Origin of the sequence: Methylobacterium nodulans ORS 2060 (assembly GCF_000022085.1) — a bacterium.
Classification (GTDB): Bacteria; Pseudomonadota; Alphaproteobacteria; order Rhizobiales; family Beijerinckiaceae; genus Methylobacterium; species Methylobacterium nodulans.
The window spans coordinates 2197501-2217828 of sequence record NC_011894.1 but is presented as its reverse complement, the minus strand read 5'-3'; the positions used below and the strand labels follow the sequence as shown (position 1 = coordinate 2217828).

Sequence of the window (20328 nt, the reverse complement as noted above, 5' to 3'; positions counted from 1 at the left end):
TGCGAGGGGATCAGGCGGCCGGCGCGAGGGCGGCGCCGGGGACGGGGGCGGGGGCTTCCCGGCCGCGGATGGTCATGGCGAGGTTGTAGGCCATGATCAGCGCGCCGATCAGGAACAGCGTGCCGCCGAGCGCCCGCACCAGATAGTAGGGCTGCATCGCCGCGACCGTCTCGACGAAGGAGTATTCGAGGAAGCCGAAGCTGTTGTAGGCCCGCCACATCAGGCCCTGCATGATGCCGGCGACCCACATCGAGCAGATGTAGAGCACGATGCCCAGCGTCGAGAGCCAGAAGTGCCACTCGACCAGGCGCAGGGAATAGACCTCGCGGCGGTTCCACAGCCAGGGCACCAGGCAGTAGAGGGCGCCAAACGAGATGTAGGCGACCCAGCCGAGCGCGCCGGCATGCACGTGGCCGATGGTCCAGTCGGTGTAGTGGCTGAGCGCGTTGACGGCTTTGACCGACATCAGCGGGCCCTCGAAGGTCGCCATGCCGTAGAAGGCCAGCGACACCACCATCAGGCGCAGGATGGGGTCGGTGCGCAAGCGGTCCCAGGCGCCCGAGAGGGTCATCAGGCCGTTGATCATGCCGCCCCAGGAGGGCATCCACAGCATGACCGAGAAGGTCATGCCGAGCGTCTGGGCCCAGTCGGGCAGCGCGGTGTAGTGCAGGTGGTGCGGCCCGGCCCAGATGTACATGAAGATCAGGGCCCAGAAGTGGATGATGGAGAGCCGGTAGGAATAGATCGGCCGCGCGGCCCGCTTCGGGATGAAGTAGTACATGATGGCGAGGAAGCCGGCGGTGAGGAAGAAGCCGACGGCGTTGTGGCCGTACCACCACTGGATCAGCGCGTCCTGGACGCCGGAGAAGATCGGGTAGGACTTGGAGCCGAACGGCGAGACCGGGAGCGCGAGGTTGTTGACGATGTGGAGCATCGCGATGGTGACGATGAAGGCGAGATAGAACCAGTTGGCCACGAAGATGTGGGGCTCCTTGCGCTTGCGCAGGGTGGCCAGGAAGACGAGGAGATAGACGACCCAGACGAGGGTGAGCCAGAGATCGGCGTACCATTCGGGCTCGGCGTATTCCTTGGACTGGGTGACGCCCATCAGGTAGCCGGTGGCGGCCATCACGATGAACAGGTTGTAGCCGAGCACGACGAACCAGGGGCTGAGGTCGCCGGCGAGCCGGACCCGGCAGGTGCGCTGCACGACGTAGAGGGAGGTGGCGATGAGCACGTTGCCGCCGAAGGCGAAGATCACCGCGGAGGTGTGCAGCGGGCGCAGGCGGCCGAAGGTGGTGGCGTCGAGGCCGAGATTGAGGGCGGGGGCCCAGAGCTGGAAGGCGATCAGGCAGCCGACCAGGAAGCCGGCGAGGCCCCAGCCGAGGGCGGCGAGGGCGGCGACCTTGATGGGGCCGAGCGCGTAGTTGGGCTTGCCGGCGATCTCCTGCGGGATGGGATCGGGCCCGCGGGCGGCGTAGCGGCGCAGGATGGCGAGGAGGCCGGCGGCGCTGGCGGCGGCAAACAGCAGGGCGTGGGCGGCGAAGGGGGCGTCGACGGCCTTGGCGGCGGCGACCAGGCTGAGGAGGAAGCCGAGGGCGAGGGCCGCGCTGAGGCCGGCCTCGCCCTCGGTCATGTATTTGCTGGCAGGGGCTGAGGCCATGGCTCGCTCGCGGGAAGGCGCGGATCGCCGCGCGGACCAGCGCTTATCCGGCACGCCCCGCCCCCCGGCCTTGATGTGGATCAAGCGGACGCCCGACGAGCCGGCGCCCCGGGCGGATGCAGGATCGGCATCGCCGGCCGGCGGCTTGATTTAGCTCAAGGCGCCCTCCCCGCTCGCGGCGCAGCCTGCGCCCATGACCCCCGAGCCCATGACCCCCGACCTGATCGACCGCCTCGGCGGCGAGCGCGTCCCGCGCTACACCAGCTATCCCACCGCCCCGCACTTCACGTCCGATGTCGGCCCCGACAGCGTCGGCGCGTGGCTGGGGAGCCTGCGCGACGGCGAGGAATTCTCCGCCTATATCCACGTGCCGTTCTGCGCGGAGCTCTGCCTCTATTGCGGCTGCCACACCAAGGTGGTGCGCCGCTACGGCCCGGTCGAGGCTTACGTCGCGGCGCTGGAGCGCGAGATCGACCTGGTATCGGACCGGCTCGCGGGCCGGCCGACCCTCCGGCACCTTCACTGGGGTGGCGGCACCCCGACCATGCTGCGCGGCTCCGACATGCGCCGCCTGGTCGAGCGCCTGCGCGGTCGCTTCGCCTTCGCCCCGGACATCGAGATCGCGGTCGAGATCGACCCCCGCACGCTGACGCCGGCCCATGTCGAGACCCTCGCGGCTATTGGCGTCACCCGGGCGAGCCTGGGGGTGCAGAGTCTGGACCCGGAGGTCCAGCGCACGATCCGGCGCATCCAGTCCGTGGCAGAGACCGCCCGGGTCGTCGAATGGCTGCGCTTCTCCGGCATCGACGCGGTGAATGTCGACCTGATGTACGGGCTGCCGCACCAGACGGTGGAGAACGTCGTCGCCACGGTCGACCACGTGGTCGGCCTCGCCCCGGACCGGGTCGCGGTATTCGGCTATGGCCACGTCCCCTGGATGAAGCCGCACCAGCGCGCCCTTCCGGAGGCGGCGATGCCCGGCACCCGCGAGCGCCTCGCGCAATTCGAGGCAGCCGCCTTGCAGCTCGGCCGGGCAGGGTATGTGCGCGTCGGGCTCGACCACTTCGCGCGGCCGGACGACCCGCTGGCCCTGGCGATGGCGGCCGGTCGGCTGCGCCGGAACTTCCAGGGCTATACGACGGACGCGACCGGGACACTGATCGGGTTCGGGGCATCGGCCATCTCCAGCCTGCCCCAGGGCTATGCGCAGAACCTGGCGGACATCGCAGCCTACGAGGATGCGGTGCGGCAGGGCCGCCTCGCGACGGCGCGCGGCCTCGTGATGACGCCGGAGGACCGCCTGCGCCGGGAGGTGATCGAGCGCCTGATGTGCGACTTCGCCGCCGATCTCGATGCGATCTGCGACCGTCACGGCGTCGCGGCCGCAGCGGTGTTCGAGCGGGAGCTCGCCATGCTCGACGACCTGGCCTGCACGGGCGTCGTGCATCGGGTGGGCAACCGCATCGAGGTTCCCGACGCCATGCGCACCCTCGTCCGGTCCGCGAGCGCGGTGTTCGACGCACGGCTATCCCGGGGACCGGGCCGGCACTCGGCCAGCATCTGACGACGGGTCCGTCCTGCCGGGGCCCCGCCCCTGGAGGCCGGCTGGATGCGCGCGGCGGCGGATGGATGCGAGGAGACCGGCGAGCTTCGGAGGGCCCGAATGCCTGACCTGCGTGGCAGCCAACCCCGCTCCTCATGCTGAGGTGCTGCGTAGCAGCCTCGAAGCACCCCGGACCGGTGCTCCCACCCACCACAGCCTCGGACCAGCGTTCAGGCGTGCTTCGAGGCTTGCTGCGCAAGCACCTCAGCATGAGGGCCGGGGTTGGCTGCCACAGAAAGGAGCGCTCATTCCGCCGGTTCATCCGTCGGGATCGGCCCAGCTGGTGGCGAACTCATGGGCCTTCTCGATGACCGTTGGTTCTGGTCTCGAATGGTCGCCCGGCCGGAGGCTTGGCATCGACCTTTCGCGATGGGTCGACGGCCGATGCGTCGGCAGCTCGGGCTGTTGGGATCAATCCAGCGCCCGGAGCATCGCGAGCGGGTCGGGGCCGATCAGGAGTGCGTGGCCCTGCACCAGGAACCAGGCGTAGACGGCCATCGCCAGGACCGCCGCGGCCACCAGCGCGCGAGCCGGGCCGATGGTCGCGCGTCCGGTCAGCAAGGCGGCGAAGGGGACGACCGAGGTAGCTTGGCTCATCGCCCGCCAGCGCTCCGCACCGAGCCGCCGCTTCGCCTTCGCATCGAGCAGGACGAGGCCGGCCAGCGAGAATGCCGCCAAGCCTCCGAACAGCACGACCGAGACGAGATCGCCGTTCGGCGGGATATGGGCGACGGCCCAGACCAGGAAGCCCCAGATCAGGGGATGGCGGGTGATGGCGACGATCGCGCCCGGCTTCGCACCGGAGCGGAGCGACACGGATAGCGGATTCGCCGCGAACAGGCCGGAAGTCAGGAAGAACAGGGCGAACGGCATGAGGGCGAGGGTCACGCACCATTGCCATCGCGCCGGCTCCCACAGCGTGACCGTGTCGGCACGCCGCGCGGCATCGACCAGCCATGCGAGCAGGACGAGCGACAGGACGGAATATGCGGCGAGGTATGGAACCCGTCCCAGGAGCGCGACGAGCCGGCCTCGCACGCTCGGAAGGGCCGGAATCGAATGGGCCGCCAGGAAGGCGGCCAGGGCCACGGCGAACTCGATCATGCGGCCGCCCCCGAGGCTTCGCGACCCCGCGGCCTCGCCGCGGCCGCTGCGATGACGGCGAGGACGAAGCCCAGGAGGGCCAGGCCGGTGATCACCCCGCTCCAGCGACGACCGGAACCCCATGCGAAGAGGTCTGCGCCGACCCGGAGCGCCACCGAGGCATGCAGCAGGACCAGCGGAATGTAGAGGACGGGGGCGTAACGGACCCGGATTCGGGCCACCGCCGGCAGGATGATCAAGGCGTGCCCGAACACCATCGACAGCACGAACCCGATCAGGACCGCGTGCAGGGCCATGTCGTACCCGAAGATGGCCTCGCCCGGCGGTTGCGCGACGAGAAGCAGGCCCGCAGCGCCGAGCCAGACATAGCCGGCGAGCATGCAGGCGGCCATGAAGCGGGCCTGCCCCCGGCCCCGGATGCTTCGGGTGGCGACGTCGTGCCGAGCGAGCCATGTCGTGAGCGCGACGAGGCCGAGGCCCGAGAGCCGGGCGCCCGTGGCGACGATCAGGCTCTGGGCGACGCCAGCCAGGAGGAGGCCGGCCGCGAGCAGATAGAGCGGGAGGCTGCCGCGCCTGCGCGGCAGGAGCCGGCTGAGTTCCAGGCGCTCCCCCGCAATGGTCAGGACCAGGAAGGCGAGCCACCATCCCGCCAGATCGGGGATCGCGGCGCCGCGAGCCCAGAGCAGGCTGCCGACAAGCCATGCCGCGGCGCCTGCCGCGAGCGAGCCGGTGAACGCGGCGGGCTGCTGGCGCAGGGCCAGGAGCGAAGCGGCCGTGAGGACGGAGGCTGCCGCGACATAGGTCCAGCCGCCGGCCGTGGCCGGTGCGCCGGCGAGAAGCGCGACCGTCCCGGCCCCGGACAGGATGGGTCCCGCATAGGCCCAGGCGCGTCCGAGCGCGACGGCCCGCTCCAGCCCGACCAGGGTGCCGAACACGCCGGAGATCAGGAGCGGGCCGTGGAGTTCGGCGAGGGACGCTCCATGGGGCAGGTCCCAGCCCAGGCGCCACAGACCCGCGCAGAGCCCGGCGAGCAAGGCCGCCGCAGCCGATGCGAGGATGGGCAGGCGGGACAGCGCGAACTCGGCCGGGCGCGCAGGAGCGCGGGAGTCCGCGCCCGGATGCGGGACCATCACGCGGCGGCTTCGACGACGGGGGTGCCGGCGCGGGGGAGGTCGAGGGCCTGCCACACCTCGAGCAGCGCCTCGGTCAGGCGGGCGATCTGCGCCTCGTCATGGAACGGGGTCGGCGTGATGCGCAGGCGCTCGGTGCCGCGCGGCACGGTCGGATAGTTGATCGGCTGGATGTAGATGCCGTGCCGCTCCAGCAGCCGGTCCGCCGCCGCCTTGCAGCGCTCGGCATCGCCCACCATCACCGGCACGATATGCGTCTCGGTCGCCCGCACCGGCAGCCCCGCCGCCGCCAGCGCCGCCTTGGTGCGCGCCGCCTGCCGCTGATGCGCCTCGCGCTCCGCGCCCGACCGCTTCAGGTGCCGGATCGAGGCACTCGCCGCCGCCGCGATGGCCGGCGGCAGCGCGGTGGTGAAGATGAAGCCCGGCGCATGGCTGCGCACCGCGTCGCACATCGCCGCCGTGCCGCTGATGTAGCCGCCCACCACCCCGAAGCCCTTGGCCAGCGTGCCCTCGATCACGTCGAGGCGGTGCATCACCCCGTCCCGCTCGGCGATGCCGGCCCCGCGCGGCCCGTACAGCCCGACCGCGTGCACCTCGTCGATATAGGTCAGCGCCCCGTAGCGCTCGGCCAGGTCGCAGATCGCGCCGATCGGCGCCACGTCGCCGTCCATCGAGTAGACGCTCTCGAACACGATCAGCTTGGGCCGCGCGCCCGCCTCGCGCAGCAGCGCCTCGAGATGGCCGAGGTCGTTGTGGCGAAAGATCTTCTTCTCGCAGCCGGACTGGCGCACGCCCTCGATCATCGAGTTGTGGTTGTAGGCGTCCGACAGGATCAGGCAGTGCGGGATCAGCCGGGCCAGGGTGGCGATGCCGGTCTGGTTGGAGACGTAGCCCGAGGTGAAGACCAGGGCCGCCTCCTTGCCGTGCAGGTCGGCCAGCTCGCGCTCCAGATCGACCAGCGGCGAGGTGGTGCCCGCGATGTTGCGGGTGCCGCCCGCGCCGACCCCGCAGCGCCGGGCGGTCTCGGTGAGGGCCTGCACCACCGCCGGGTGCTGGCCCATGCCCAGATAGTCGTTCGAGCACCACACCGTGATCTCGCGGCTCGAGCCGTCCGGCTGGCGCCAGCGCGCCGCCGGAAAGCGGCCGGCGATGCGCTCGATATCGGCAAAGACCCGGTAGCGCCGCTCGCCGTGCAGTCGATCAAGCGCGCCCCGGAAAATGGCCTGGTAGTCGGGACCGCTCCTGCCGCCGCACAAGGCGGCGAGGCGGGCCGTCGTGGCAGACGCGCAGGCATGTGTCATGGTGGTGTCCTCGGCTTGGCGTCCCGGCCGCTCGACAGGAGCGGAATTCCCGGCAAGGCGGCCGCACCGGCGAGCGCATCCGGCCGGGCAACCCGTCTTGACCCTGCCCGTCGCGAAGCCGGCCAGCGTTGATCTCGATCAACCCACCGATCCATGACACGCGATGCCGCGGGGCGCCTGCCGCCGGCGCCGCCCGTCAGGACAGGTGCCGGGGCGGATGGCCGAGGAGCGCCAGGCCCTGATCGGTGATCCGGTCGGGGGTCCAGGTCGGGCTCCAGACGAGCCTCACGGCGAGGGTCAGGCAATCGTTGAAGCGGTGCCTGAGGTGCTCGCGGGCGCCCTCCACGAGCACCGCGCCGAGCGGGCAGGTCCGCGTCGTCAGCGTCAGGTCGACCTCGATCCGCCCGGGCGTCCGAACGGCCCGGTAGACGAGGCCGAGATGGACCACGCTGACGCCGACCTCCGGGTCGACCAGGTCCATGAGGCAGTCCAGCACCTCGGGATCGAGGGGAGCAGGATCCTCGCTGGCGGCAGCGTCGGCGTTCCCGGCGGCCTGTCCGGGCAGGTGCCGCGCCGCGCGGTCCCTCAACCATGATAGCATCGCCAAGCCCCCGTCCGCTCGTGGACTCTCCCCAGGATGTGACGCGCGCCGGCCCCGGCCTTGATCTGAGTCAAACCCGCCCCGCCATCCCGCCTGTTAGCGTGCAGGCTGCCGCCGGCGCCTCGTGGCGCCATGGCGGCTCACCGCGACGGGGAAGCAGACGATGGCTCCGATCCCGCGGCTTCGTCCCTATGACGGGCCCCCGATCCTGTCCTACGGTTTCCGGCCCTTCTTCCTGCTGGCCTCCCTGTATGCCGGCCTGGCGGTGCTCGCTTGGCTACCGATGTTCAGCGGCGACCTGATGCTGCCGACTGCCTTCGCGGCGCGGGACTGGCACGTCCACGAGATGCTCTACGGCTATGTCGGCGCGGTCGTGGCCGGCTTCCTGCTGACGGCGGTCCCGAACTGGACCGGCCGGCTGCCGCTCCAGGGCCTTCCTCTCCTCGTCCTCGTCGCCACATGGGCGGCCGGGCGGATCGCGGTCGGATCATCGGCCGGAATCGGCTGGCTCCCCGCCGCGCTGACCGACCTGTCGTTCCTCCTGCTCCTGACCGCCGCGGTTGCCCGCGAGATCGTCGCCGGCCGCAACTGGCGGAACCTGAAGGTCCTCGCCGTTCTCGGCGTGCTCCTTTGCGGCAACGCACTCTTCCACGCGGAGGCGCATGTCCGGGGCTTGGCGGAGTACGGCACCCGGATCGGCATCGCCGCGACGCTGGTGCTTGTCATGCTGATCGGCGGCCGCATCGTGCCGAGCTTCACCCGGAATTGGCTGTCCCGCGAGAATCCGGGGCGGCTGCCCGCACCGGTCGGCAGCTTCGACGTGGTCTCGATGGCCTTCGCGATCGCCGCGCTCGCCGCTTGGGTCGCCGCGCCGGACCGAGCCGTGACCGGTGCCGCGCTCGTCGCCTCGGGGCTGCTGCAGGCCGCGCGCCTCGCCCGCTGGGCCGGGGACCGCACCTGGCGCGACCGCCTCGTCCTGATCCTGCACGTCGCCTACGGCTTCGTCCCCCTGGGCTTCATCCTGGTCGGCCTTGCCGCGCTCGGGCTCGTGCCGCCCGGAGCCGGCATCCATGCCTGGTCCGGGGGAGCCATCGGGGTCATGACGCTCGCCGTCATGTCGCGCGCGAGCCTCGGGCATACCGGCCGCCCCCTGGTCGCGTCACCGGCAATCCAGGCCGTCTACGCCGTCGTCACCGCGTCGGTGCTGGCGCGCATCTGCGCCTCGATCCATCCGGCCTGGTTCGGCGTCCTCCTGCCCGTCGCCGGGGCGCTGTGGGCCGCGGCGTTCCTGGGCTTTGCGGCCGCCTACTGGGGCGTATTGACCGGGCCCAAGGCCAAGTGACGGAAACAGGTGGGTTCACCGTCGGCCTTGCCGACCCTGACGGATGAAACCGCGGCTGAATGAGCGCTTCCTTCTGGGGCAGCGGCGGTTTCATCGGCCAGGGTCGGCAAGGCCGATGGTGAACTCATCCGACATCCGGTTGATGGCTGCGCCATGCGAATGTCGGCTTCGCTTAAGGAGCGCGATGAGGCGGTCTCCGAACGAGCATTCGCAGACCGGATCGCAGGGTCTCCGCCCCTTCCCGCTTCCTCTGTCCCGGACGACTGCAGCGTCAGCGGAATGCGCCCGGGAAAGGGAGAGCGGGCGATGGGAGGCCGGGCGAGGCGATCATCGATCGTCTCCGGACGTGTCAGGCAGACACCCTCGCCTGGGCTGCCGCGGTCTCAATCGAACCTGAGGTCCGTGGAAGCCGCCCCGCTCCTTATGCTGAGCACCTTAATTCCAGAGCGCTATTATAACTATTGCAAGATGCTGGGCGCTCTTCGATTGCCGCCACCTCGGCATGAGGAGCAGGGTGGCCTCCACGCACCTCAGGTTCGATCGAGACGGAGCGAGCGCCTCGGCGTCGCATGCTCCATCTCGCCCGCAGAGCCGGTTTTGATTCAGATCTGGATCACACGGATGTTGTTGGTGTTTCCAGCAGTGTGGAAGGGAATGCCGGCCGTGGTGATGACGAGGTCGTTGGCCTGGGCGAACCCTTCCTGCTGCGCCGCGTGCGCGGCCTTGCTCGTCATCTCCTCGTAGGAATCGACGTCGTCCGTGTGCACGCTGTGCGCCCCCCACATCAGGCACAGCCGCCGCGCCGTCGCCAGGCTCGGGGTCAGCGCCAGGATCGGCACCGCCGGCCGCTTGCGCGCAACCCGCGCCGTGGTCGTGCCGCTGGTCGTGTAGGTCACGATCGCGCTGGCCTGCACCGCCTCGGCCAGCGTCGCCGTGGCCGTCGCCACCGCATGCGGCGGGGTTTCTTCCACGACGGGCTCGGAGGCCGCGACGATCGAGCGGTACAGCTTGTGCCCCTCCACGCTGCGGATGATCCGGTCCATCATCGCCACCGCCTCGACCGGATAGCGCCCGGTGGCCGACTCCGCCGAGAGCATCACCGCATCCGCCCCGTCGTAGATCGCGGTGGCCACGTCCGAGGCCTCGGCCCGGGTCGGGGCCGGCGCCGCCACCATCGAGTCGAGCATCTGGGTTGCCACCACCACCGGTTTGACCGCCAGCCGGCAGGCCCGGATCAGCTCCTTCTGGCGGCCCGGCACCTCCTCGTGCGGGATCTCCACGCCGAGATCGCCGCGCGCCACCATCACGGCATCGGACAGCCGGATGATGTCCTCGAGCCGCTCCAGCGCCTGCGGCTTCTCGATCTTGGCCATGATGCCGGCGCGCTCCCCGATCAGCGCGCGCGCCTCCACCAGGTCGGAGGGCTTCTGCACGAAGGAGAGCGCGACCCAGTCGACGCCCAGCTCCAGCCCGAAGGCGAGATCCGCCCGATCCTTGGGCGTCAGCGGCGAGAGGTCGAGCAGGGTGCCCGGCAGGTTGACGCCCTTGCGGTTGGAGATCGGCCCGCCGGTGATCACCTCCGCGGTGAGCGCGTCGGCTTCGAGACCAACCACCCGCACCCGCACCCGGCCGTCGTCGATCAGCAGATCCTGGCCCGGCGCGGCGGCCGCGAAGATCTCCGGGTGGCGCAGCGGGATGGCCTGCTGGTCGCCCTCGCTGCCCGCGAGCACGAAGCGCACGGTCTCGCCCGCCGCAAGCTCGAGCCGGCCGTCCTTGACGGTGCCGATCCGGATCTTGGGCCCCTGCAGGTCCTGCAGGATGCCGATCGGGCGGCCGACCTCCTGTTCCAGCGCCCGGATGGCGGCATGGACCCGGGCATGGTCCTCCTGCAGGCCATGGCTGAAGTTCAGGCGGAAGGTGTCGACGCCCGCGAGGAACAGGGCCCGCAGCTTATCGGGCGCCGCACTCGCGGGGCCCACGGTGGCGACGATCTTGGCACGGCGGTGACGGCGCATGGTGGGTTCGGCCTTGTCAGGCCGCCTCTGCTGGACCGGGTCGGACGCCCAGGACGGCATCGTTGCGGTTGGTTTGAGTCGGGCCTGTGACGACGGGGTCGCCCAACGCCTCCCCGTGCCCGGCGCTCGAGGCTCTCGGCGAAGGACAGCCCCAGCGCCGCCGTTCGGGACCCGGTGTCCGGGGCGATGATAGCTCCGGCGATCTCCGCCCGGCCATCACCCGGCCGACCTCGCGGGCCAGGGCATGGATGCACCCCGGACCACTTTCGCAGGTCAGGACCAATCACGGTCAATCCTTCAATTCCGATCCGTCCGCCTCGAGGGGCCCACTCCAATCCTGGGTCCCTTTTGAACGCTGATTGACAGAGGGGAAACGCCTGTCGGAAGAGTCTCTTGTGGACGCCCGCGGAGGGGCTTGCTACCAGGGATTCGGCGCCGGCCCCGTAGCTCAGCTGGATAGAGCAGCCGCCTTCTAAGCGGCAGGTCGTAGGTTCGAGCCCTACCGGGGTCGCCACTAAAACGCCCGCTCGGTCAATGACTTAGTGGGCATTTTCATGTCCCTCCCCTGCCCATTCCGTGTTGCAACCGCCTGCAACACGATCCCAGCATTTACAATGGGTTACGGGCAGGCATCGGTTGCTCCGTGCAACACGGATGCAACACGAAACGGGCTCGGGCGGGAATGGCGTTTCGAGCCCTCGTGGACGAGTGGCGCGAGGCCACGTGGAAGGCCCGGCAGAGGGCTGCACCAAGCGGCTCCTGGTCCTCACGGCACGTGCCTGCTGACCGCCGGCCCAGCGCTGCCGCAGGCGCTGCAAGCACCACCGTCCAGAACCCGTTCCGGCGGAGCCAGGAGGCCTCGCCACGCCCCATTCGCGAGGTGGTGGCCGAGCACCTGAAGGCCAAGGGCTACGTGAAGTGAGGCTCGCTCTAGCCTGCGTGCTTGTTCTGCGATCTGAAGCAGTCGCACCGCGTGGCGACCCGTTATGACAAGACAGATGAGAGCTTTGCGTCTTTCATCTATCTCGCCGCCATCAGGAGGGCGCTGCGGTGATTGTCAACGGCCCCTAGAGCGGCCGAGCGATCCCTAGGCTGTGGATCGTCGTACCGTTCCAGAGAATCACAACCTTGTTGTACTTCCTGTGCTTCTCCACCTTCTTGAACTTCACGGCACGAAGCACGGCCGTTTTCTCGTCGATGGCACAGTGAGATCCTTTTAAGCACAACACCAGCGTATCGGTACCAACTTCCGGCAGGACGACCTCGTCGAGGTAGACCCCTTCGTCCTCCTTGGCGGTTTGGACCAGGCCGGAGACTTTGATGAACGGGATGCTGCCAGCGGTACAGTAGTCCATCTCGACGGCTGACCATCCGCTGGTGCACGGGATGAGCGTATTCATGATCGTAAAACCCGGGCCGTATGAGGCCACAGGAAACTAGATGGTGATGGCTCTGATGCTTTGACGTGCCGCAACGCACAGCGTGTCCTGCGACATGTTGAGCGCTCCATGCGTCGTGCCGGCGGCTCATGGAGCTGTGCGGCGTTCGCTGCCGCAACGATGCCGGGGCCCGGGTGGCAACAGCCGTCCGCCTGCCCGAGGGATGCATGCCGGCCTGCGGGCATCGGCCGGAACATCGGCGAGACCGACGCATCGCGGTGATGCGCTCAGGATCGGCATCGCGCGACAGGGAGGATCGAACCCGCATCGATTGCGGCGTGATCCTCACTCTCATGGAGCGTTGCCCCAGCCCGCGAAGGCGAAACCATCCCCGTTGACGCGCCATTCGTCTGCCGTCCGCCCCGTGATCTTCGTCACGTAATCGCGTGTCTCCTTCGGCAGAACCGAGCGACCCTCAAGCCAGTCTCTCACCCGTCGCGGACCCGCATTGTAGGCCGCTGCGGCCAGGCCGAGGCTGCCGAAGCGGGTCCGGTACTCGCGCAGGAGTTCCGCCGATTTCGGGATCGCCTCGAACGGGTCGAAGGGATCGAGCAGCCCGCGCTCGCCGGCGGTTGCCGGCATGAATTGAGCGATGCCCTGTGCCCCTGCGCGGCTGACCGCCTGATGGTTCAAGCCGCTCTCCTGCTTCAGCAGCCGCAGCAGGAACTCGGCCGGGAGGCCGTTGGCCACCGCCGAGCGCTCGATGAACTCCGTCATGCGCTGCTTGTCGCCGAAGAAGGCTGCCGACCACGCATCCTCAACGGTCAGGAGAATCAGTTGCGCGCCCGGTGCCGCGTCGGTGTTCGCCAGAGCCCGGCTCGCATACAGGTGGGCCGGGCCACCCGGCAGGGTGTCCACCACGATGCGCGGGACGACGACCGCAAGAGCGGGCGGATGCGAGACAACAGCGGCATCCGATGAGCCACCTCCGCGATCATCCGGGAGCAGACCCGCCGGGGCCAGCAAGAATGATATTGCCAGGCCTGCCTGGAGGAGAGCATGTCTGCTCACCAGGGCTCCGCAAACTCGCCGCCTCAGCAGGCGCCGCGCCACGCTGGCCCGGTATTCGTGCACACTCCTTGGCCGTAGAGCACGCATGATGAGGTCCAGGCTGCGCCGGTCAGGCGTGGGGGCGGGGAATCGCTGCGAGAGTCCGTCAGGCCTTGAACGATCGGATGTCCGGACGGAAACCGGTTCCGGAGAATAGGGTGTCCACGTCTCCTGGATGTCCTCCAGCCGACACGCTCGCAAACCTAAGCAGGCGAAGTATTGGCACGCCAACGCAAGCCTGCTTGGAGTGACGCCACGAGCAGCCGCGGGCGCGTGAATCAGCCCGCACCCATCATCAGCCGGTCGGGGTGTCCCACGCGATCGGGTGGCCTCGGCGCCGGAGGCGATTGGTCTCTGAACCGCGCGGGTTCAAGAACTTGTAGCCGTGGAAGAGAGGAAGAGCGCCGCCGATCATCATGACGGCGCCAGCGGTCAACAGCAGTTCCATATACCCCCCTGCTTCTCGGCTCCCCGCCCCGGGCTCGGGATACAAGTAGAGGGCAATAGAGGGGCAGACCGCAACCTCCGCGGTCGTTAAAATCTGGTTAAGACTAACGGGAAACGGTACCCATGTGGCGCGCGCGCCACAAAGGCAACGGATCGGTTCCTACCGGCGTGAGCCGATCGGCTTTGTGGCTTGCAGATGGCGGCACCCCACAGCGGCCCGTCTCCGCCGGGCAGGAACACCGCATCGAAGGACTGCGGGTCCACGCTCCGGACAGCGCTGTTCCGCGCTGCACTCACCCTCCTGGCGCGGGACAGCGGGCCGGGTGCAGGGGCCTCGGTAAACACGCGCTCGGTCCGCCCCGTTCTACGGCTCCGGCTGAAAGGCATCGGCTCGGGACGGGGAAGCCCGGTCCGTTACCGGAACACGCCCTCAAGCCGCATTGACAGCGGCTCTTCCCCACTCCCCGTCAGCATTCGCTCTCAGCGGATCCAGATGAACAAACAAGCGAAAGCTGAGCATTTTAGAGATTAAACCGCGTGAACGCCGTCGACTCACGTTGATCAGCTCACATGGCCGCCACAGATAGCTTATGTCTTGCAACCTGGAACTTTCCATGAGCGACGAAGAAAGATCTGCATTCGACGGGATTGCGATGGCCGCAGACATCGTGTCGGCCTACGTCTCTCACAACAACGTCCCCCCGGGCGAACTGACGGCGCTGATCCGAAGCGTGTACGATCAGCTCGGGAAGCTCGGCCGGCCAGCCGAGCCGGAACCCGAGAGGCCCGTCCCGCCGGTCCCAATCAGGAAGTCGGTGACACCAGGCGCGATCATCAGCCTGGAGGACGGCAAGCCCTACAAGTCGCTCAAGCGGCACCTGCGCACGCGCGGGCTCACGCCGCAGCAGTACCGGCAGAAGTGGGACCTTCCCCCCGACTACCCCATGGTCGCGGCCGACTACGCGGCCCGGCGCTCCGAACTCGCCAAGGCGAACGGGTTGGGCCGTTCGCGGCAGAGAGCGGCCGAGAAACGTGCTGCTCCTGGCTCCACGGTGAGCGCCGGCTCGAAGAAGGAGCCCGGGCGCCCGCGCAAGTCTGCCTCGACGCGGCGCTGACCTGCAAAGAATGCCGGCTCGGGTGGCGGAACCTGGCCGGCGTCAGTCGCTGTGCTTGCACAATGCTCCGGATCATCGCAGTCCCTCGGAGCGGTTCCGAGGGCTCAGGATCTCATCCGCGCCGCCCTGAACTGCTCCCGGCCGACCTTGGTCGTGTCGAGACATCGATCATGGCCGCGGTCTTCCGGCAAAAACCTGCGACTACCACAAGCCTCAGCAGGCGAAGCGGTCGCCCGCCGAGAGTCTCTCACCTGCAGCGACACGGGCTTTCAGGTCCTCTGTTGTGACCTCGTCGCCATCCGATGTCGCAATCCGCACCTGGTACCCATCGCTCTGGAGCTGCCCGACCAAGTGCAGAGCGTCGAATGCCGTCTCGACCGTGTTGGTCACGACAGGCCTTTCCGAATTGGAGAGGTTCGACCCAGCAATGATGTAGCGCATGAGCTCTCCCGACTGGCTGCCGATCATGCCGTGGGAGAATGGCGAGGACATGGCCGTGCGCCTGCGGCCCGCAGGCGCGTGCACGGGACGCCGTCACGCCGGTCTCCGGTTGCATCCGAAGCCGGACATGATCCAGGCCGACTGCCGTGCGTGCCGATGCCCTGCCCCTGCCCGGTGCCGGAGGTGCGGGAGGATGGCATGAAGGAGCACTCGTGGACGCTCCGGAAGCACGAGCCGGGACCGTGTCGGGGGGTGCCGGTGTGGGAGGTCAGGCGATAGGCTGCCGTCACTGCTCGACCTGCGTGATCGCCAAGGAGACGCTGCGATGTTCGGACCCATGTGGAAGCTGGGCGTTGACATGACTCTGCTCGGTCTTGAAGCGCAGACGGTGATCGGCTTGCGCCTCGCCAAGATCGCGCTCGGCGGACCCGCGGCGGTCGCAGAGGCGCAGCTCATGGTGACCGAGAAAGTGGCTGCAGCCGGAGAGGCAGCGGTGCAGGTCGCGACTGGCGGCTCGGCGCACAAGGTTGTGCGCGGCTATCGCAAGAAGGTCCGCGCAAACAAGCGGCGCCTGCACAAGAGGTAAGGCACTCCGAAGCCTTCCGGCTGCCGATCGGCGTTGCCGCTCGTCATGGGGACGAGATGCTGCAGCCCTTCTGACCCCGGCGTGACCTGGAACGGGCACGCCCCGGCTGGCATGCTGGCGGGGCTCGGCGCCCGTCCACAGACCGACCGCAGGGCTCCGTCCGTCCGCCGCGACAGTTCCACCGGCGGGACGGCTCCGACCAGCGCGCGATGTCAAAGGTGACGATATTGTCGCTTGGCAGAGCGAGTATAACAAATATCAATGATCACCAGATAATTAGCGCACAACGCAACCGCTGCCATTGTTTCTTTTCTCGTAAATAGTACTTTTGCTCAACATCTCCTGATGGCATCATCGCTGCGATCCAAGCTGCGCCACAACGATTGCAGGAGGTTTGGATCATCAACGAGGACGGTTGCGAGGCTTGCACGCGCAAGCGGAGCGTCGTTGCTGCTGCCTTCATACCTGAAACCGTCACCTGGGCACCGATACTGACTTGTCCGGCGACATCTCAAGCGAAGCTGTCGTCCAGCATCAACACTACGGAGGCCAATATCAAGATTCATCTAGAACCAAGAAAGAAGTAAGACGCACTCTGGATTCCAGCATTCTGCTGGCTCGATCGGAAGGATGCTTGATGTTTTCCCACCCAATCGTCCTTGACCATTATGGCGCCCGCAAAATTCGCGATGAAGACATTGATGCTGCGGTCGACGCATACTTTAGGGATCCTTCAACATCCGTCCACCCGATTGGCAATGATATTTTGATAGATATAGCGGCAGCAATCGAGGGGAGCGCCTACGTTCGCCTTGCGCTGGGTAACCAAGGAGTGCCCGACGCCCAGAAGCGTCAGGCCATACGGGCTGCGATCCTCTTGGCAAGGCCATATCAGTAGCGACCACGGCGCCCAATCGACCGGAGCCATCCGCCGGCTCTTGGACAGGTTCGTCTCCCCGAAGAGCCCGCCCGTGTCGGACAGGGGCAACCGGATGCTCTTGAGGCGTCAGGCGTGCATGACGGCGCGGACGGTGGATTGGAGCGCTCCCCGCCGAAGTGGAGTCCGGTTCGGCGCAAGGGAGCGCGTCACATCAAAGCTTGAGAGCCGCCGACCGGATGCAATCAGGTCGGCGGCTCACAGGCGTCAGAGGTGGCGCTTATGCTGGCAATCCAGCAGCTGGAAGCGCCCTGGGCCGCAGGGGAATGAGGGAGAACTCGGAAGTTCCGAGCCAAGGACAGCACATCGACGGCACAGGCAGGATGGACCTTTCGGGTGCGGCCATGCGCGCTTCGAGGGATGGTATTGTTTGGTATTCAGCTAAAGCACTGATTGCCATCCTGTCCCGCACAAATTAAACGACCGCGACTTCTTGATGATCGCCTTGGTTGAGCCGATGGCAACAGAAGCATATTGTCAGGCCGTAACCGTGAATACCGGCATGGGCGGCGAGCACGGAACACTTGTTTTTATTCGTGAGCAGCTGGTTGCCGTTCTGGTGCAAATCGGCGCAAATCAAGATCTTGAGCAAAAGCTTCATGGTAAATGGTTTCTGGAGGCTGGCTTCGGCCCCTGCCAAGACTGGAACAACGGCTTGGTCTTCGCCTCAAGAGACGAGGCAGTTGCGTGGGTGCGCGAGCAGGTCCTGACGGATGGACCGGCTGCGAATTGGGGCGCCTCATAGCTCGCAGCGTTGCGAACGAGGTGGCACGCCTGCCGGATCGATTGATCGGCCTCGCAGCTTTTCATCGCCGCGTCATTCGGTCATGCCATCCGCCGCTGGCTGTTTCTGAAATAGGCCCGCCGCTCCCGCTCCGACCGAACGACCGTCGCCCGAACCTGGAGAAGGTCCTTGCGGGTGAGCAGCCCGACCAGGGCTCCCGTCTTCGGGTCGGTCACCGGAATGCGTCCCTGACCGGTCGACATCATGAGGTCGAGTGCACGGGCCACCACGTCGTCCGGATGAACAACCGCGAGCGAGGCATCGGAGATCCGCTCCTCGAGGCGTTCGCCCTCGTGGCCGCCCTCCACCTTCCAACCGAGTGCATCGCTGCGTGAGACGAGCCCCACCGGCCGGCCGAGCCCATCCACGACCGGATAGCTGTGATGCTGGCCCTGCTCGATCACGGCCACCGCCTCGCGGACGGCCAGGCTGGCGTTCAGAGCCTCGACGCTCCGGGTCATCACCTCCGCGACACGGGTCAGCTCGTAGGGATCCACACCGTACTCGCGGGTGATGTGCTGCCCCCGTCGCGCGATCTTCTCCGTGAGGATCGAGCGCTTGAGGAGCAGGACCGTCACGGCATAAGCCGCCACGGTCGCGGCAAGCAGTGGCGCCAGCATATGCACGTCGCCGGTGAGTTCCACCGCGAAGAGCGCTCCGGTCAGGGGAGCCCGCATGGTCCCACCCAGCATGGCGGCCATGCCGAGCAGAGCCCAGAACCCGGGGGTGCCGGGCAGCATCGAGCCGACCAGCCATCCCATGGCACCGCCCAGGATCAGCAGAGGCGCCAGCACGCCGCCGGAAGTGCCGGACGAGAGGGCCGCGAGCCAGATCACCGCCTTGACCACCAGGATGGCCAGAACGGCCTGTGCGAGAAGATGGCCCGTCAGGAGATCACCGATGACGTCGTACCCGACGCCGAGTGCGCGCGGCTCCACCAGCCCGCCCAGGCCGACGATCAGGCCGCCGAGAGCCGGCCACCACATCCAGTGGATCGGCAGGCGTTCAAACACCTCCTCCAACATGTAGAGAAGCTTGGTCAGCAGCCCCGACTGCAGCCCCGCGAGCACCCCGAGACCCGCGCAGGCGGCCAATCCCCACCAGGGCAGGGCCGGATCGGCGGAGAAGGGGAAGAGCGGGCCGGCCTCGAAGAGCAGGGGGCGCCAGCAGATCGCCGTGACGGCCGCGGTCGCGACCGGAATGAAGCTGCGGGGCCGCCACTCGAACAGCAGCAGTTCCACGGCCAGCAGCACCGCCGCGATCGGCGTCCCGAAGATCGCCGTCATCCCCGCCGCAGCACCTGCGACCAGAAGGGTCTTCCGCTCCGCCGCACTCAGGTGGAAGAACTGGGCGAACAGGGATCCGATGGCGCCGCCGGTCATGATGATCGGCCCCTCCGCACCGAAGGGACCTCCCGTGCCGATCGAGACGGCGGAGGAGACGGGCTTGAGGACAGCGACCTTGGCCGACATGCGGCTGCCGCCGATCAAGATGGCTTCGATCGCCTCTGGAATGCCGTGCCCGCGGATCTTCTCCGAGCCGAAACGGGCCATGAGCCCGATCACGAGGCCGCCCAGCCCAGGAACGAGAACCATCCAGGGCGTCCGCGCCGCGTGAGCGAGCGAGACCGGCTCCGCATCCACCCGGCCGAACCAAGCGAGGTTGGTGACGAGGGCGATGAGCTTGAGCAGACCCCAGGCCGCAACGGCACCGCCGGTGCCGATCACCAACGCCATGGCGATGAGCATCAGGACGCGGGGATCGGTCGTGAAGTCGGCGAGGGATCGCCGATGCGTCGCACCCTGAGAGGCGCCGTGAGCGGTCGTGGAAGCGTCAGATGCGCGCCGGTGCATGGTTCCCCCTCTGCATGCGGCCGCCATATACATCGTATTACGATATAGTCGAGGGCCCCAGGACGGGAACGCATGCGGTGACGGCAGATCGATCGGCGGGGACGAGCTTGGCTCGGGGGCAATATGCCGCCATCGCGGCGTTCCGCTACCAGCTGCGTCGCTTCCTCGCCTTCAGTGAGGCGGCGGCCTTGCGGGCGGGTCTCCCGCCGCAGCAGCACCAGGCCCTTCTCGCCATTGCGGGCCATCCCGCCCGTGAGCCGCCGACGGTGGGCTTCCTGGCCGAGCAGCTGCTGGTGGCGCCTCACACGGCGGCCGAGCTGGTGACGCGGATGGCCGAGGCCGGGCTGCTGACCAAGACGCGCGGGACGCAGGACCGACGGCGCATGGAGCTTGCCCTCACGCCCAAGGCCGAAACCCTGCTGGCCGAGCTGACGGTGGCGCATCTCGAGGAACTCCGCACGATGGGGCCGGCCCTGATCCGCGCTCTGGGACGGCTCAGCCGTACGGGAGCATCGGAGACCTGATCGATTGCTCTTCCCATGAGCGCCCCGGGAAGCTGATCAGCCGTACTCGCGGGCGATCTGCTCCGGCAGGTCGGGCAAGTGGACCGATACCGCCCGCCGGAGCACATTGGCGGCCGTTCGGAACGAGCGAGATCAGCCCATGAGTTGGAACCCTGCCCTGGAGCCTGGCTGCCCTGACGCGGTCGGCATCGATGCCATCGAGACCCTGATCGTGCCGCGCGCCCGAGATCTTGGCGACTTCGAGGTCCGGCGCGCCCTTCCATCACCGAAGCGCCAGATGGTCGGACCCTTCGTGTTCTTCGACCAAGTCGGACCCGCCGAATTCATCACCGGCAAGGGCGTCGATGTGCGCCCGCATCCGCATATCGGGCTCGCCACCGTGACCTATCTGTA

19 protein-coding genes and 1 tRNA gene (1 of these 20 only partly in view) are annotated in these 20328 nt (G+C 68.1%); 9 read left to right on the top strand and 11 right to left on the bottom strand.

From position 1 onward, the window contains the following. Nucleotides 1–10: 10 nt before the first annotated feature. A complete protein-coding gene (gene ccoN, locus MNOD_RS10180) occupies nt 11–1663 on the bottom strand; it encodes a cytochrome-c oxidase, cbb3-type subunit I (protein WP_015928783.1) in 1653 nt (550 codons plus the stop codon). A gap of 193 nt (nt 1664–1856) precedes the next feature. On the opposite strand from ccoN, the gene hemN reads away from it, so the two are divergent. Further along, nucleotides 1857–3227 carry an oxygen-independent coproporphyrinogen III oxidase gene (gene hemN, locus MNOD_RS10175; protein WP_015928782.1) on the top strand — a complete coding sequence of 457 codons (1371 nt, stop codon included), beginning with the start codon at nt 1857–1859 and terminating at the stop codon, nt 3225–3227. A gap of 450 nt (nt 3228–3677) precedes the next feature. Here the strand turns inward: hemN and MNOD_RS10170 are convergent, their stop codons facing one another. From MNOD_RS10170 to MNOD_RS10155, 4 genes are all read right to left on the bottom strand, one after another. Then, nucleotides 3678–4370, bottom strand: a complete 693-nt coding sequence (locus MNOD_RS10170) for an NnrU family protein (RefSeq protein ID WP_015928781.1) — start codon at nt 4368–4370, stop codon at nt 3678–3680. After that, nucleotides 4367–5500, bottom strand: coding sequence for a hypothetical protein (locus tag MNOD_RS10165; protein WP_015928780.1), 1134 nt, complete (start codon nt 5498–5500; stop codon nt 4367–4369). Before MNOD_RS10165 ends, MNOD_RS10170 begins: the two co-directional genes overlap by 4 nt. After that, the gene (gene hemA, locus MNOD_RS10160; protein WP_015928779.1) at nt 5500–6801 is read right to left on the bottom strand and encodes a 5-aminolevulinate synthase; all 1302 of its coding nucleotides are present in this window, start codon (nt 6799–6801) and stop codon (nt 5500–5502) included. Before hemA ends, MNOD_RS10165 begins: the two co-directional genes overlap by 1 nt. Before the next feature lie 196 nt (nt 6802–6997). After that, nucleotides 6998–7390 carry a metal-sulfur cluster assembly factor gene (locus MNOD_RS10155; RefSeq protein WP_244424697.1) on the bottom strand — a complete coding sequence of 131 codons (393 nt, stop codon included), beginning with the start codon at nt 7388–7390 and terminating at the stop codon, nt 6998–7000. Between the two features lie 175 nt (nt 7391–7565). Between MNOD_RS10155 and MNOD_RS10150 the strand changes: the two genes are divergently transcribed. After that, nucleotides 7566–8744: an NnrS family protein gene (locus MNOD_RS10150; RefSeq protein ID WP_015928777.1), complete on the top strand. Its 1179-nt coding sequence runs from the start codon at nt 7566–7568 to the stop codon at nt 8742–8744. Nucleotides 8745–9346: 602 nt separating this feature from the next. Here the strand turns inward: MNOD_RS10150 and pyk are convergent. Further along, nucleotides 9347–10759, bottom strand: a complete 1413-nt coding sequence (gene pyk / locus MNOD_RS10145) for a pyruvate kinase (protein ID WP_015928776.1) — start codon at nt 10757–10759, stop codon at nt 9347–9349. Between the two features lie 437 nt (nt 10760–11196). Between pyk and MNOD_RS10140 the strand changes: the two genes are divergently transcribed. Continuing rightward, nucleotides 11197–11273, top strand: a tRNA-Arg gene (locus MNOD_RS10140). Nucleotides 11274–11826: 553 nt separating this feature from the next. Here MNOD_RS10140 and MNOD_RS10130 read toward each other — a convergent pair. From MNOD_RS10130 to MNOD_RS47965, 3 genes are all read right to left on the bottom strand, one after another. Further along, the gene (locus MNOD_RS10130) at nt 11827–12159 is read right to left on the bottom strand and encodes a hypothetical protein (protein ID WP_015928775.1); all 333 of its coding nucleotides are present in this window, start codon (nt 12157–12159) and stop codon (nt 11827–11829) included. A gap of 330 nt (nt 12160–12489) precedes the next feature. After that, nucleotides 12490–13056, bottom strand: coding sequence for a lytic transglycosylase domain-containing protein (locus MNOD_RS50295; protein WP_341874485.1), 567 nt, complete (start codon nt 13054–13056; stop codon nt 12490–12492). A gap of 487 nt (nt 13057–13543) precedes the next feature. Continuing rightward, nucleotides 13544–13696 carry a hypothetical protein gene (locus tag MNOD_RS47965; RefSeq protein WP_015928773.1) on the bottom strand — a complete coding sequence of 51 codons (153 nt, stop codon included), beginning with the start codon at nt 13694–13696 and terminating at the stop codon, nt 13544–13546. A 613-nt stretch (nt 13697–14309) separates the two neighbouring features. On the opposite strand from MNOD_RS47965, the gene MNOD_RS10120 reads away from it, so the two are divergent. Then, nucleotides 14310–14810 (top strand): Ros/MucR family transcriptional regulator, encoded by a 501-nt coding sequence (locus MNOD_RS10120; protein WP_015928772.1) that lies wholly within the window; start codon nt 14310–14312, stop codon nt 14808–14810. A gap of 213 nt (nt 14811–15023) precedes the next feature. Here the strand turns inward: MNOD_RS10120 and MNOD_RS10115 are convergent, their stop codons facing one another. Beyond that, nucleotides 15024–15302 carry a hypothetical protein gene (locus MNOD_RS10115; protein WP_015928771.1) on the bottom strand — a complete coding sequence of 93 codons (279 nt, stop codon included), beginning with the start codon at nt 15300–15302 and terminating at the stop codon, nt 15024–15026. A 274-nt stretch (nt 15303–15576) separates the two neighbouring features. Between MNOD_RS10115 and MNOD_RS10110 the strand changes: the two genes are divergently transcribed. The 3 genes from MNOD_RS10110 to MNOD_RS42865 all read left to right on the top strand — a co-directional run bounded on the left by MNOD_RS10110 (nt 15577) and on the right by MNOD_RS42865 (nt 17519). Beyond that, nucleotides 15577–15837, top strand: a complete 261-nt coding sequence (locus tag MNOD_RS10110) for a hypothetical protein (RefSeq protein WP_015928770.1) — start codon at nt 15577–15579, stop codon at nt 15835–15837. 496 nt (nt 15838–16333) lie between these two features. Further along, nucleotides 16334–16735: a hypothetical protein gene (locus MNOD_RS46295; RefSeq protein ID WP_157091418.1), complete on the top strand. Its 402-nt coding sequence runs from the start codon at nt 16334–16336 to the stop codon at nt 16733–16735. Between the two features lie 475 nt (nt 16736–17210). Next, nucleotides 17211–17519 carry a hypothetical protein gene (locus MNOD_RS42865; protein WP_015928767.1) on the top strand — a complete coding sequence of 103 codons (309 nt, stop codon included), beginning with the start codon at nt 17211–17213 and terminating at the stop codon, nt 17517–17519. An 80-nt stretch (nt 17520–17599) separates the two neighbouring features. Here MNOD_RS42865 and MNOD_RS10105 read toward each other — a convergent pair whose 3' ends face one another. Next, the gene (locus MNOD_RS10105) at nt 17600–19411 is read right to left on the bottom strand and encodes a chloride channel protein (protein WP_015928766.1); all 1812 of its coding nucleotides are present in this window, start codon (nt 19409–19411) and stop codon (nt 17600–17602) included. Nucleotides 19412–19488: 77 nt separating this feature from the next. Here MNOD_RS10105 and MNOD_RS10100 point away from each other — a divergent pair, with 77 nt between their 5' ends. Together MNOD_RS10100 and MNOD_RS10095 are read left to right on the top strand one after the other, a co-directional pair. Further along, nucleotides 19489–19935 carry a MarR family winged helix-turn-helix transcriptional regulator gene (locus MNOD_RS10100; RefSeq protein WP_015928765.1) on the top strand — a complete coding sequence of 149 codons (447 nt, stop codon included), beginning with the start codon at nt 19489–19491 and terminating at the stop codon, nt 19933–19935. 139 nt (nt 19936–20074) lie between these two features. Next, nucleotides 20075–20328 carry the 5' portion of a pirin family protein gene (locus MNOD_RS10095; protein WP_015928764.1) on the top strand. Its footprint extends 682 nt past the window's final position, so 254 of the gene's 936 nt are visible here — the first part of the coding sequence; its start codon is at nt 20075–20077; the stop codon falls past the right edge of the window.